This window comes from Cellulomonas hominis (genome assembly GCF_901521055.1).
GTDB classification, from domain to species: Bacteria; Actinomycetota; Actinomycetes; order Actinomycetales; family Cellulomonadaceae; genus Cellulomonas; species Cellulomonas endometrii.
Window position 1 is genome coordinate 19695 of record NZ_CABEGA010000029.1, and the last position, 12949, is coordinate 32643.

The 12949-nt window shown below is 75.5% G+C and carries 11 protein-coding genes and 1 riboswitch; of the genes, 2 read left to right on the plus strand and 9 right to left on the minus strand.

The genetic code is table 11. From position 1 onward, the window contains the following. Positions 1–77 precede the first annotated feature (77 nt). Complete coding sequence (locus KJP73_RS08170) at positions 78–1232, plus strand: GNAT family N-acetyltransferase (protein ID WP_213282304.1); 1155 nt, start codon at positions 78–80, stop codon at positions 1230–1232. 5 nt (positions 1233–1237) lie between these two features. Here the strand turns inward: KJP73_RS08170 and KJP73_RS08175 are convergent, their stop codons facing one another. Genes KJP73_RS08175 through KJP73_RS08185 form a run of 3 tightly spaced genes read right to left on the minus strand, consistent with a single transcriptional unit; the run spans position 1238 to position 5140 of the window. After that, positions 1238–2278 carry an ABC transporter ATP-binding protein gene (locus tag KJP73_RS08175; protein ID WP_213282305.1) on the minus strand — a complete coding sequence of 347 codons (1041 nt, stop codon included), beginning with the start codon at positions 2276–2278 and terminating at the stop codon, positions 1238–1240. Then, the gene (locus tag KJP73_RS08180) at positions 2275–4029 is read right to left on the minus strand and encodes an ABC transporter permease (protein ID WP_213282306.1); all 1755 of its coding nucleotides are present in this window, start codon (positions 4027–4029) and stop codon (positions 2275–2277) included. The genes KJP73_RS08175 and KJP73_RS08180 overlap by 4 nt, the downstream gene beginning before the upstream one ends. Positions 4030–4033: 4 nt before the next feature. Continuing rightward, positions 4034–5140 (minus strand): thiamine ABC transporter substrate-binding protein, encoded by a 1107-nt coding sequence (locus tag KJP73_RS08185; RefSeq protein ID WP_213282307.1) that lies wholly within the window; start codon positions 5138–5140, stop codon positions 4034–4036. A 72-nt stretch (positions 5141–5212) separates the two neighbouring features. After that, positions 5213–5345: riboswitch (TPP riboswitch) on the minus strand. Positions 5346–5501: 156 nt separating this feature from the next. On the opposite strand from KJP73_RS08185, the gene KJP73_RS08190 reads away from it, so the two are divergent. Next, positions 5502–5789 carry a DUF4235 domain-containing protein gene (locus tag KJP73_RS08190; RefSeq protein WP_213282308.1) on the plus strand — a complete coding sequence of 96 codons (288 nt, stop codon included), beginning with the start codon at positions 5502–5504 and terminating at the stop codon, positions 5787–5789. A gap of 31 nt (positions 5790–5820) precedes the next feature. Here KJP73_RS08190 and mnhG read toward each other — a convergent pair whose 3' ends face one another. Genes mnhG through KJP73_RS08220 form a run of 6 tightly spaced genes read right to left on the minus strand, consistent with a single transcriptional unit; the run spans position 5821 to position 12703 of the window. Continuing rightward, complete coding sequence (mnhG, locus tag KJP73_RS08195) at positions 5821–6228, minus strand: monovalent cation/H(+) antiporter subunit G (protein WP_213282309.1); 408 nt, start codon at positions 6226–6228, stop codon at positions 5821–5823. Next, a complete protein-coding gene (locus tag KJP73_RS19225; protein WP_249669216.1) occupies positions 6225–6848 on the minus strand; it encodes a monovalent cation/H+ antiporter complex subunit F in 624 nt (207 codons plus the stop codon). The genes mnhG and KJP73_RS19225 overlap by 4 nt, the downstream gene beginning before the upstream one ends. Beyond that, positions 6845–7441, minus strand: a complete 597-nt coding sequence (locus KJP73_RS08205; RefSeq protein WP_213282310.1) for a Na+/H+ antiporter subunit E — start codon at positions 7439–7441, stop codon at positions 6845–6847. Before KJP73_RS08205 ends, KJP73_RS19225 begins: the two co-directional genes overlap by 4 nt. Then, entirely contained in the window at positions 7438–9066 is a 1629-nt protein-coding gene (locus KJP73_RS08210) for a Na+/H+ antiporter subunit D (RefSeq protein WP_213282311.1), read from the minus strand. Before KJP73_RS08210 ends, KJP73_RS08205 begins: the two co-directional genes overlap by 4 nt. Next, positions 9063–9578: a Na(+)/H(+) antiporter subunit C gene (locus KJP73_RS08215; RefSeq protein ID WP_249669217.1), complete on the minus strand. Its 516-nt coding sequence runs from the start codon at positions 9576–9578 to the stop codon at positions 9063–9065. Before KJP73_RS08215 ends, KJP73_RS08210 begins: the two co-directional genes overlap by 4 nt. Next, positions 9575–12703, minus strand: a complete 3129-nt coding sequence (locus tag KJP73_RS08220) for a Na+/H+ antiporter subunit A (protein WP_213282312.1) — start codon at positions 12701–12703, stop codon at positions 9575–9577. The genes KJP73_RS08215 and KJP73_RS08220 overlap by 4 nt, the downstream gene beginning before the upstream one ends. Positions 12704–12949: the final 246 nt, after the last annotated feature.

The window sequence follows — 12949 nt, forward strand, 5'->3', positions numbered from 1 at the left end:
AGTGGCGTCACTACGAGAACCCGCGACGGCCCGAATTGCCCTCGACCACGCCCGCGCGGCGGGCCGACGATGGCCGCATGGCCACCGACGCCCTGCCCTCCGCCGCCACCGCCCGGACGAGCCCGCCCGTGCACCTCGCGCCGCTCCCGGTCCCCGCCGCGCTGGACGCCCCGGACGCCTGGCTCCTGCACGGCATGGTCGAGGCGGCCAACGCGGCGCGGCTCGCGACCTTCGGGAACCTCGACGAGGCCCGCCTCCCCGGTGAGACCCTGGCGAGCCTGCAGCACCAGGAGTACGAGCAGAAGCTCCGGTTCGTCGCGCTCGACGCGCCGGAGCCCGACGGGCCGGCGGACCCCGCGCGGGTGCTCGGCTACGCCGCGCTGAACCTGCCCCGGCAGGACAACACGCACACGGCGTACGTGCAGGTCGACGTCCGGCCCGAGCACCGCGGCCGGGGTGTGGGCTCCGCGCTGCACGACCTCGCGCTCGCCACCGCACGGGAGCACGGCCGCACGACGGTCACCGCCGCCACCGACCAGGCCTCCGAGCCGGAGGCGGGGCCCGGCACGGTCGTCCCGGGGACCGGCACCGGGCGGGTGCGCGCCACCGACCCGGGCGTCGCGTTCCTCCTGCACCGCGGGTGGCAGCTCGAGCAGGTGGAGCGGCGCTCGATGCTGGACGTCCCCGTGCCGCCGATCGCGCTCGCCACGCACGCGGACGCCGCCGCCCGCGCGGCCGGGCCCGACTACCGCGTGGTGACGTGGGAGCGGCGCTGCCCCGACGAGTGGGTCGACCACTTCGCCCACCTGCAGACCCGGATGAGCACCGACGTCCCGCTGGGCGGGCTGGACCTGCGGGAGGACGCGTGGGACGCGGCGCGGGTGCGGGCCGCCGAGGAGCAGTACGCGGCGCGCGGGATGACGTACCGGGTGGCAGCGGCGGTGCACGAGCCCACCGGCGCCCTCGTCGCGTACACCGCCCTGGTCAGCCGCCCGGACACCGACGCGTACGTCTACCAGGACGACACCCTGGTCCTGCGCGAGCACCGCGGCCACCGCCTGGGCATGCTGGTGAAGACGGCGAACCTCGCCCGGCTCGCGCAGGTGCAGCCGGGCGCGCGGCGGGTCGGCACGTGGAACGCCGAGGAGAACGCGCACATGCTCGCGATCAACGTCGCCCTGGGCTTCCGGCCGGCCGGCGGGTCCGGGGAGTGGCAGCGGCGCCTGGACTGAGCGCGTCAGCCCCCGACGACCGCCACCGCACCCTCGTCCGCGACCAGGCGCACCGTCGCCCCCGCGTCGGGGACCGTGCCGCCGGCCGGCAGCCCGGCGGTCACCCGCACGTCCTCCGGGTCGAGCACGGCGACGACCTCGACCCGGCCGCGCCGGGTGCGCCGGTCCGCGACGACCGCCGACCGCAGCGGCGCCCCCTGCGGCGCGGGCTCGTCCGCACCGAGAACGCGCCACCCGCCGGGGGCGACGGCCAGGGTGCCGGGCACCAGGTCGCCCTCCAGCGCGGCGGCCGACCCCCACCCGGCGGCCGCGAGGAACGTCCGGTACCCCAGGAACTCCGCGACCTCGCGATCCGCCGGGCGCCGCCACAGCGCCTCGGGGGCGTCGACCTGCAGCAGCCGGCCCGCGGCCATCACCGCCACCCGGTCGGCGACCGTGAACGCCTCGTCCTGGTCGTGCGTGACGAACAGCGCGGTGGTGCCGGTGGCGACGAGGACGCGGCGCAGGTCGTCGGCCAGCCGCTCGCGCAGGGACCGGTCGAGCGCCGACAGCGGCTCGTCGAGCAGGAGCAGCCGCGGGCGGGGCGCGAGCGACCGGGCCAGGGCGACGCGCTGCCGCTCGCCCCCGGACAGCGTCGCCACCGGGCGGTCGCCGTAGCCGGGCAGCCCCACCAGGTCGAGCAGCTCGGCGACACGGGCGGCGCGGGCCGCGCGGTCGACCCCGGGCAGCCCGTACGCGACGTTGCCGGCGACGTCGCGGTGCGGGAACAGCTGGCCGTCCTGGAACACCAGCCCGAACCCGCGCCGGTGCACGGGCACGGGCGCCAGGTCCTCCCCCGCCCAGCGCAGGCTCCCGGCGGCGGGCGGTTCGAGGCCGGCGACCACGCGCAGCAGCGAGGACTTCCCGCAGCCGGACGGACCGAGCAGCGCGAGCACCTCCCCCGCGGGCACGTCGAGGCTCACCCCGTCGACGGCGACGACGTCGGGCGCCCCGCGGTGCGGCCCGGGGTACCGGACCACGACGTCGCGCACGTGCAGTCCGGTCACAGCTCTCCTCCCACCGGCCCGCGCAACCGCTCCGCGAGCGCCATCACGCCCGCGGTCAGCCCGGCGAGCACCACGCCGGCCGCGAGCGCCATCCCGTAGTTGTCGGCACCCGGCTGGCCGATCAGCCGGAAGATCACGACCGGCAGCGTGGGCCGGTCCGGGCGGGCCAGGAACGCGGTCGCCCCGAACTCCCCGAGCGACACCGCGAACGCGAACCCGATCGCGAGCCCGACCGAGCGGGCCACCAGCGCGCCGTCGACGGTCGCGAGCACCCGGGCGGGCCCGGCGCCGAGCGTCCCGGCCGCCTCGCGCAGCCGGGGGTCGATCGCGCGCAGCACCGGCAGCACGGTCCGCACCACCAGCGGCACGGCGACGACAGCCTGCACGACCGGGACGAGCACGCCGCTGGTCCGCAGGTCGGTGGTGATGCCGAACGGGTGGCCCAGCGTCAGCAGCGCGCCGAACCCGACCGTCACGGCCGACACCCCGAGCGGCAGCATGAACACCCCGTCCAGCACCCCGACGGCGCGGCGGGCGGCCGGCCGGCGGGGCCGTCGTGACACCACGAGCGCGACGAGGCACCCCACGACCAGGGCGATCAGCGCGGCGTCGACGGCCGCGCGCAGCGAGTTCCCCAGCGCCTCCCACACCGTCACGGTGAGCGCGTTGCGCCCGCCGGTCGTCCCGAGCGCCCGGTAGTGGTCGAGGCCCCAGCCGTCCGGGGTGCGCAACGACCCGGCGACCAGGTTCCCGAGCGGCAGGGCCAGCAGCAGGAGGACGACGGCGGTGACGGCACCGGGCAGCGGGTGCGGGCGCCCACCGGCGGCGGCCGCGGTCTCCACCAGGGACAGCGCGCGCTCCCGCCGGGCCCGGGCGCGTCCGGCGAGCGCCAGCGCCCCCGCCACGACGACCACCTGCACCACGGACAGCACCGCCGCGGCGCGCAGGTCGAGGAACTGCGTCGTCTGGATCCAGATCTCCGTCTCCACCGTCCCGAACCGCATGCCGCCCAGCACCAGCACGGTGCCGAACGCCGTGGCGCAGAACAGGAACACCAGCGAGGCGGCCGAGGCGATCGCCGGGGCCAGCGCGGGCAGCGTCACGGTGCAGAACGCCCGCGCGGGCGACGCGCCCAGCGACCGGGCCGCCTGCTCCGGGCGCCGGTCCAGCCGCTCCCACATGCCGCCGACCGTGCGGACGACGACCGCGTAGTTGAAGAACACCAGGGCGGCGACGATGGCGGCGAACGTCCCGTCCAGGTGCAGGAACCCGAGCGGGCCGTTCTCCCGCAGCAGGGCGCGGAACGCGACGCCCACCACGACGGTGGGCAGCACGAACGGCACGGTGACGAACGCACGCAGCACCCCGCGGCCCGGGAACCGGCACCGGTAGAGCACGTAGGCCCCCGGGACGCCGAGCAGCACGGACAGCACCGTGCCGATCGCGCCCTGGGCCAGGGTCAGGCCGACGATGCGCCAGGTGCGGGGCCGGGCGAACACCTCCGCGAACCCGGACAGGTCGAGCGACCCGTCCACCACGAAGCCCCGGGCGACCAGCGTCACCACCGGCCACGCGAAGAACACCCCGAGGAACACGAGCGGCACCGCGCCGGCGAGCGTCCACAGCGCCGTGCGGCCCACGACCCAGCCGCGGGCCGGGGGGCGGAGCGGCGGGAGGTCCGGGACCTGCGGACGCGCGGACGTCCCCGGCCGGCCGGAGCCGGTCGGGGACGGTCGCGTCGTCGTGCTCATGCGGTCAGCCGGTCACCAGGTCGGTCCACTCGCGGAGCCAGGCGTCCCGGTTCGCGGCGATCTCGGCCGGCGCCACCTCGTGCGGCGCGTCGGACAGGGGCGCCCACTGCTCCCACTCCTGCGGCAGGTCGACCGCGGAGCTGACCGGGTACATGTACATGGAGCCGGGGATGTCCGCCTGGACCTCGTCCGACAGCAGCCAGTCGATCAGCTGCTGCGCGCCCTCGGGGTTCTGCGCCCCGGCGAGGACGCCCGCGTACTCGACCTGGCGGAAGCACGTGTCGAGGAGCGCGCCCGTGGTCGGCTCGCCGCCGCCCTCGGGGATCGTCTCGGGCGGGGAGGAGGCGTAGGACAGCGCGATGGGCCGCGGGCCGCCGCCCCCGCCGCCGGAGAAGTCCGTGTAGTACGCGTCGGACCAGCCCTCGGCGACCTTCAGCCCGTTCGCCGTCAGGTCCGTCCAGTACTGCTGCCACCCGTCCTCGCCGAACGCGCCGACGGTCGCCAGCAGGAACGCCAGGCCCGGGCTGCTCGTCGCGGCGTTGGTGACCACCGTGAGGTCCTTGTACCGCGGGTCCGTCAGGTCCTCGAGCGTCGTCGGCTCGGGGATCCCCTGGGCGGTGAACCAGGCGTGGTCCACGTTGAGGCACACGTCGCCCTTGTCGATCGCGGTCAGCGAGCCGGAGTCGTCGGGCGCGAGCGCCGCGGCGTCCTCGGCCGCGGGGACCTGCGACGTGTACGGCTCCAGGACGCCCTCCTCGATCGCCCGCGACGCGAAGGTCGTGTCGATCCCGTACACCGCGTCGCCCAGCGGGGCGTCCTTGGTGAGGATCAGCTGGTTGACCAGCGCCCCGCCGTCACCGGGCGCGACCTGCTGCACGGTGAGGCCGGACTCCTGCTCGAACTGCTCCAGCAGGCCGTCGCTCACGTGGAACGAGTCGTGCGTGACCAGCGTGACGGTCCCGGCGCCGCCGGACGCGTCGCCCGACGCCTCCGGGTCCGACCCGCCGCCCGTGACGGAGCACGCGGTCAGCGCGAGGGCCGTCGCCGCGAGGGCGGCCGAGGCCGCGGTGGTGCGCCGGGACGTCCGGCGGTGTGCGCGCGTGCGCGCCATGGTGTCCTCCTCGAGAAGCAGGAGGGGGTCGCCGCGCGTCGTCGCACCACGGTCGTGGCACGACGGCACGAGGCGACTGAGATCCCGACTCCCTACGCCGGTGCTAACCGGATCAGGTGCGAGGGTCTGCGGTCCGTCCGCACTCTCAGCGTCGGTCGGGCGCCACCTCGCGGTGGCTGTCCGGGACGCTCCCCTGTCGTTCGCAGGCGAGAGTACACCGCCCGTGCGCACCCGGTCGGGGGCGACCGCCGGGCGCCCGTGACCTGCGGCGCGGCAGCCGCGGCGCTAGCGTGGGGCGAGCACCCGCCGGACGGCAGCCGCCGTCCGAGCCGTCCGCGCACAGCCCGACGCAGGAGGTCCCGTGGCCGACGAAGAGACCCAGTCCACCCTCGCGAAGGTCACCGGCCTCATCGTGGCCGGCGCCGTGGCCTGGATCGCCAGCAAGGCGGTCGACACCGCCTGGAAGGCCGCGGTCGGGCACAAGCCGCCGAAGCCCGAGGACGACGCCCCGGACATCCGGATCGGCGAGGTCGTGGCCGCGTCCGCGATCACCGCCGCTGCCGTGACGATCGCGCGGGTGTTCGCCACCCGCGGGACCAAGAAGTTCGTCCAGCGCGTCGACAGGAACCGCCGCCTGCCGCAGCACTGAGGTACCGCAGCACGGCCCTCGCACCCCGGGGTCAGCGGCCGTCGGCGTCCCGCCGGTGGTCCGACTCGCCGTCGCTGTCCCCGGTGTGCGACCCGGCGCGCTCCTGCGCCGCGGTCAGCTCGTCCACGACGAGCAGGTCCCGGCGCACCTTGCCTGTCCGGAACCCGGCGCGTCCGACGAGGTGCGCGGCGACCGGTGCCGTCAGCATCTGGAACAGCGCGACCAGGACGAGCGCCCACACGGCGCTGCCGGACCGCAGCCGCAGCGACAGCCCGATCAGCACGAGCACCAGCCCGAGCACCTGCGGCTTGGTGCCCGCGTGCATCCGGGACAGCAGGTCGGGGAACCGCAGCACGCCCACGCCGGCGGCGAACGCGAGCAGCGCGCCGCCCAGCAGGCACACGGCGGCGGCCACGTCGGCGACGGCGTCCCAGCTCATCGGGTCCCTCCCTGGTCGTGGTCGCGGCGGCGGCCCGCCACCGGGTCGTCCTCGGCCCCGTGCATCCCGGCGTCCCGCGCGGCGGCGTCGTCCCGGTCGTCCTCGCGGGCGACGGCCTCACCGGCGTCGTCCTTGCGGGCGACCGACCGCTCCTCGTCGTCGCGCCCGCCGTCCTCACCGACGGCGGCGTGCTCCGCCCGGGCCTCGTGGGCCTCGCGGGCGGGCGCCGGCGCCTCGACGGGCGAGGCGTCGGCCTCCCGGGCGCGGCGGGCGCGTCGCTGCGCCTGGGCCTCCTCCTCGGCGCGGATCCGCTCGGCCTCCTCCTGGGCGATCTCCTCGCGGGACCGCACCCGGCCCTCGCCGGCCGGTTCGACGGACGCGAAGCGGGAGATCGTCACCGACCCGACGAAGCCGACCAGGGACAGCACCACGAGGATCGGGACGACGTCGGTGCGCCGCTCCACCGACGCGTACAGCGCCAGCGCCGCGACCACGACGGTCACCAGGATGTCCAGCGCGACGGTCCGGTCCAGCATCGACGGCCCGCGCTCGGCGCGGATCAGCGCGAGCGCCCCGGCCGCGGTGAGCAGGACCGCGCAGATCACGACGACGGCGGTCATGCGCGCACCTCCGTGCGGTCGGGTCCGGCCGGGCCGGTCCGTCGGCGCCGCGGCTCCAGGCCGGCGGCGCGCATCTCGGCGTCCGAGGCGAAGGCCCGCAGCACGCGCTCCTCCTGGTCGAGCACCGACTGCCGCGCCGCCTCGACGCCTCCCGACTGCTCGACGTCCAGCACGTGCAGGTACAGCATCCCCGTGAGGCGGTGCGCCTCGACGACGAGCGAGCCCGGCACCAGCGAGCACAGCTCGGCGGTCATCGTCAGGTAGAGGTCCGAGTGGCTGCGCAGCTGCACGCCGATGACGGCGCCGTGCGGGGTGTGCCGGGGGCGCAGCGCGACCCACGAGACCTCGACGGACGCCCGCACGAGGTCCCACGCGAATCGCGCGACCAGCACGACGAGGCCCCACGGGTGCACCCGGCCGTGGAAGTCGATCGGGGTCATCCGCAGCAGGCCGGTCACCAGCACCGCGACCACGGCGCCGGCGAGCACGTTGCCCACCGTGAAGTCGCCCCAGAGCAGCACCCAGACCACGACGAGCCAGATCATCGTGGGCCACTGGGTGGCGAGCCGCCGGCGGCGGGGGTGCAGGCTCACGGGCCCTCCCCCTCGGCGTCGGCGGGCACGGCCTCGGCGGGCGCCGAGTCATCAGCCACGGTGGCGTCAGGCACGGTGTCCTCGTGCGCCGCCTCGGCGACGTCCGCGGACTCGCCCTCGCCGCGCCCGCCCTCGGGCAGCACCGCCTCGACGTACCCGGACCGGTCGGACAGCGCCTCGGAGGCGCGCTCCGCGTACCCGTACAGCGGGCCGGCGCCGATCGTCAGCGCGAGGCCGAGCCCCACCAGGGCCGCGGCGGAGCCGACCATCCCGACGGGCAGGTGCGTGTCGGGCAGCGGCTCGGGCGGCGTCTGCCAGAACGCCTTGTTCCACGCCTTGATCAGCGCGTACAGCGTCAGCAGGGAGGTCAGCACTCCGCCGACGACCAGCGCCAGCGCCAGCGGCGTGCCGTCCTGGACGCCCGCCTGCAGCAGCCCGACCTTCCCGAGGAACCCGGACAGCGGCGGGATGCCGCCGAGGTTCATCGCCGGGATGAAGAACAGGATCGCCAGCACCGGCGCGATCTTCGCGAGCCCGCCCAGGGACTCCAGCGACGTCGACCCGCCCCGCCGCTCGATCAGCCCCGCGACCAGGAACAGGCCGGTCTGCACGATGATGTGGTGCGCCACGTAGTAGATGGCCGCGGCCCAGCCGGACTGCGACGCGAGCGCGATGCCGAAGATCATGTAGCCGATGTGGCTGACCAGCGTGAACGAGAGCAGCCGCTTGAGGTCGTCCTGCGCGACGGCGCCCAGGATGCCGACCACCATCGTCGCGAGCGCCGCCCACATGAGCACGTCGTCCATGCGGCCCTCGGGGAACAGCAGGGACTGCGTGCGGATGATCGCGTACACGCCGACCTTGGTCAGCAGGCCGGCGAACACGGCCGTGACCGGCGCGGGTGCGGTCGGGTACGAGTCGGGCAGCCACGCCGACAGCGGGAAGATCGCCGCCTTGATCCCGAACGCCAGCAGCAGCATCACCTGCAGCACCAGGCGCACGCCGGGGTCGATCTCGGGCAGCCGCTCCGCGAGCTGCGCCAGGTTCACCGTCCCCGTCGCGGCGTAGATCATGGCGATCGCCACCAGGAACAGCAGCGACGAGAGCAGCGCGACGACGACGTAGATGCTGCCCGCGCGGATCCGCTCCCCCGTGCCGCCGAGCGTGAGCAGCACGTAGGAGGCCGCGAGCAGGATCTCGAAGCCGACGTAGATGTTGAACAGGTCCCCGGACAGGAACGCGTTCGCGACGCCCGCCGCCAGGATCAGGTACGTGGGGTGGTAGATCGACACGGGCGCGGCCTCGTCGCCGTCGGCCTCGCCCTGCGCCAGCGAGTACAGCTGGACGCACAGCGTGACCGCCGCGGAGACGGTCAGCATCAGCGCCGACAGCCGGTCCGCGACCAGGTCGATGCCGACGGGCGCCGCCCAGCCGCCGATGTCGACCACGAGCGGCCCGTCGTCGGCGAGCACGAGCAGGCTCGCCGCGACCACCAGCACGATGCTGAGCGCGGCGACGCTGATGATCCGCTGCAGCCGGGGCCGGCGGTACAGCGCGAGCGCGAGCCCCGCGCCGAACAGCGGCACGACGACGGGCAGCGGCACCAGCCAGGTGAACTCGTTCATCGGCCCGCCTGCCCCTGCTCGCCGGCGCCCGCGGGCACGGGGCCGCCGTCGTCGTCGGTCTCGTCGCGGGTCTCCGCGGCCTCCTCGTCGAGCGTGGTCGTGGTGTCCTCGGTGTCGGCGTCCTCGAAGGCGCGCTCGTCGCGGGCCGCGAGGCGGGCGATGCGGCGGTCCTCGACGTCGTCCTGCACCTCGTCGTGCCGGTGCAGCTGCCAGGACCGGTAGGCCATCGCCAGCAGGAACGCCGTCATGCCGAGCGTGATGACGATCGCGGTCAGCACCATGGCCTGCGGGAGGGGGTCGCTCATCCGCCCCTCCTGCTCCAGGCCGACGATGGGCGGCCGGCCCGCGGCACCCCCCGCGACCAGGAACAGCAGGTTCGCGCCGTTGCCGATGAGGATGACGCCCAGCAGGACGCGGGACAGGCTCCGCTCGAGCAGCAGGTACACCCCGGCGGTCACCAGGACGACGATGACGCCGACCAGCACCAGGTTCGGGCTCATGTCGATGCTCATGCCGGGCTCCCGTCGCCGTGCCGCGCGCCGGCAGCGCCGGACCTGCCGGAGGGTGCGCCGCCGTCCCCGACCAGGCCCGCCGCCGCGGCGTCCACCGTCACCTGCTCGCCCGGGTCCGCGTCGCCGCCCACGGCGCTGTCGACGTCGCCCTCGCCGTCCGCCTCCGCCTGCCGGTCGATCTCGGCCCCGAGGCTGCGCAGGATGTCGAGGACCAGCCCGACGACCACCAGGTAGACGCCGATGTCGAAGAACAGGGACGTCACGAGGTGCAGGTCGCCGATCAGCGGCAGGTGGATGTCGATGATCCACGACTGCAGCACCGTGCCGCCGAAGACCAGCGCGCCCAGGCCCACGCCGGCCGAGAGGAACAGGCCGCTGCCGAGCAGCAGACCGGGCTGCACGGGCGCCGCCTCGCCGAGCTCGTACCGGCCGCCCGCGAGATAGCGGACGATCAGCGCGATGCCCGTGACCAGGCCCGCCGCGAACCCGCCGCCGGGGGCGTTGTGCCCGGAGAACAGCAGGAACAGCGAGTACACGATCATCGTGTGGAACAGCAGGCGGACGACCACCTCGAAGACGACGGACCGTCGCCGCGGCGCCAGGGTCCGCCCGGCCCGCAGCCACTCGCCCGAGCGGTACGAGGGACGCTCCTGCGCCGGGCGGCGCACCGCGGCCATCGGGTCCTCGCCGCCGCCCCACACCTGGCGCTGCTCCGGGGCGTCGCCCGCGCGGAAGATCGCCCCGCCGCGGCGCCGGAGGAACACCAGCGAGGCCACGCCCGTCGCCGCCACGAGCAGCACCGAGATCTCGCCCATCGTGTCCCACGCGCGGATGTCGACGAGGGTCACGTTCACGATGTTCTTGCCGCCGCCGAACGCGTACGCCTCCTCGGCGAAGTCGACCGACACGGGCTCGTGCACCCGGGCGCCGGGCACGACGAGCGCCAGCGCGCCGACGGTCAGCCCCACGGCGAGCCCGATGCCGAGCCGCACCCAGCGGGAGCCGACCAGCGGGCGGTCCGAGAAGTACGGCGGCAGCCGGCGCATGACCAGCACGAACACCACCAGGGTGACGGTCTCGACCAGCACCTGCGTGAGCGCCAGGTCCGGGGCGCCGTGCAGCAGGAACAGCGCCGCGACGCCGTACCCGGAGACGCCCAGCAGGATGACCGCCTTGAGCCGGCGGCGGGCGCGGGCGACCAGCACCGCGGCGACGGCGACGAACAGCCCGACGACGAGCTGCGCGGGGCCGTCCCAGGGGCGCGTCTGCGCGGGCAGCCGCGTGTACGCGACCAGCGGGACGGCGACCGCCACGACGAACACCACGAGGATCCCGCCCAGGTAGAACGGCAGCGAGCCGCGCTGGGTGAGGGCGGTGACGTCGGCGGCGACGTCGTCCAGGCGGCGCATCAGCCGCCGGTACACCCGGTCGGCCTCCGGCACGTGCGGCACCGCGGCCTGGGCGACCTCGACCGGGCGGCGCGCGAGGAACAGCAGCACACCGGTGACCAGCACCGCCACGGTGATCCCGAGCGCGGGGGTGACGCCGGCCCAGAGCACCAGGTGCCCGGGCTCGCCGGCCGGGTACGCGTCGGCCTGCGGGGCGAGCAGCTCCTCGCCGAGCCCCGGCAGCAGCGCCACCGCGAGCCCGAGGACGGCGAGCAGCAGGGCCGGCCACACGAGCAGCAGAGAGGGGCGGCCGACCGGGGCGGGCTCGGCGCGGTCGTCGTCCGGGTGGGCGGAGTGGTCGACCGGCTCCTTCGCGTCCTTCCCGTCCTTGCCCGCGTCGCGCGCGGCGGACAGGGCGCGGACGGCGGCCGGGGACAGCACCGGCTTCGTCGCGAACGCGCCCCACCACAGCCGCAGGCCGTACGCGACGGTGAGGGCGGAGCCGACCGCGACGGCGGCCAGGACCACCAGGCTGAGGGTGTCGCCGCCGTGCAGGAACGCCTCGAGCGCCGCCTCCTTCGCCACGTACCCGGCGAACGGCGGCGCGCCGATCATCGAGAGCGTCGCCAGCCCGCCGGCCAGCGCGGTGACGGGCAGCGCGCGGCCCACCCCGGACAGGCGGCGCAGGTCACGGGTGCCGGTCGCCGCGTCGACCACGCCGACCACGAGGAACAGCGCCGCCTTGAACATCGCGTGCGCGCCGACGAGCGCCAGGCCCGCCAGCGCGGTCGCGCGGGTGCCGAACCCGATCAGCAGCACGATCAGCCCCAGCTGGCTGACGGTTCCGAACGCGAGGATGAGCTTGAGGTCGTGCTGCCGCAGCGCGCGGTACCCCCCGAGCAGCAGCGTCCCGCAGCCGAGCACCACGACGATCCAGCGCCAGGCGGGCAGGTCCGAGTAGGCGGGGGCGAACCGCGCGACCAGGTAGACGCCTGCCTTCACCATCGCCGCGGCGTGCAGGTAGGCACTCACCGGCGTCGGCGCGGCCATCGCCGCGGGCAGCCAGAAGTGCAGCGGGATCAGCGCCGACTTGCTGATCGCCCCCACCAGCACGCAGACCACGCCGGCCGTCACCAGGCCGCCGTGCGGCGGGTCGGCGATCAGCGCGGACAGCCGGTACGTCCCGGCGGCCTCGCCGAGCATGACGAGGCCCAGCAGCATCGTCAGGCCGCCGGCCGTCGTGACGACGATCGCCTGCATGGCCGCCCGGCGGCTCGCCTTGCGCTCGTGGTAGTGCCCGATGAGCAGGTAGGAGAAGACCGTCGTCAGCTCCCAGAACACGAACAGCAGCAGGGTGTCGTCGGCGGTGACGAGCCCGAGCATCGCCCCGGCGAACGCGACCAGCACCCCGCTGAACCGGCCGAGGCCGCTGGCGTGCTCCTTGAAGTACGCGGAGCAGTACACGAGGACCACCGCGCCGACGCCCCCGACCAGCAGCGTCATCAGCCACGACAGCGTGTCGAGCCGGAACGCGAGATCCAGGCCCAGGCCGGGGATCCACTGCACGACCTGCGTGGGTCCGTCGCCGTCCACCACCGCGCCCGTGAGCGACAGCGCCCACACCGCGGCGGACAGCGGCGCGAGCGCGAGCACCCAGAACGCCTTCCGGCCGATCCACGCGACGAGCGCGGGCGCGACGAGGGCTGCGACGAGGTGCACCGCGAGGAGCTGCAGCACGTCCGCTCCGTCCTGTCGTGGGCGGGTGGTCGGTCGGTCGGGCCCACCGGCCCGGGCCCGCGCCGCGAGGGCGGACGCACCGGCGGCCGGCGGTGGTGTGGTGTTGTCAGCGGGCGTCGAGAGGCAGGTACAGCGACGCACGGCGACGCGCTGCGCGCAAGCGAGCAGGTGCCGACCGTGGTCGAGGGATTACCTGCACTCTATCAACCGATGGCTCAGCGGCCCGGGTGAGGTGCGCCACCGGGG

Excerpts from the sequence above, each read along its gene's own strand:
- KJP73_RS08170 (WP_213282304.1), top strand. The coding sequence starts at position 78 with ATGGCCACCGACGCCCTGCCCTCCGCCGCCACCGCCCGGACGAGCCCG.
- KJP73_RS08180 (WP_213282306.1), bottom strand. The coding sequence starts at position 4,029 with ATGAGCACGACGACGCGACCGTCCCCGACCGGCTCCGGCCGGCCGGGG.
- KJP73_RS08185 (WP_213282307.1), bottom strand. The coding sequence starts at position 5,140 with ATGGCGCGCACGCGCGCACACCGCCGGACGTCCCGGCGCACCACCGCG.
- mnhG (WP_213282309.1), bottom strand. The coding sequence starts at position 6,228 with ATGAGCTGGGACGCCGTCGCCGACGTGGCCGCCGCCGTGTGCCTGCTG.
- KJP73_RS19225 (WP_249669216.1), bottom strand. The coding sequence starts at position 6,848 with ATGACCGCCGTCGTCGTGATCTGCGCGGTCCTGCTCACCGCGGCCGGG.
- KJP73_RS08210 (WP_213282311.1), bottom strand. The coding sequence starts at position 9,066 with ATGAACGAGTTCACCTGGCTGGTGCCGCTGCCCGTCGTCGTGCCGCTG.
- KJP73_RS08215 (WP_249669217.1), bottom strand. The coding sequence starts at position 9,578 with ATGAGCATCGACATGAGCCCGAACCTGGTGCTGGTCGGCGTCATCGTC.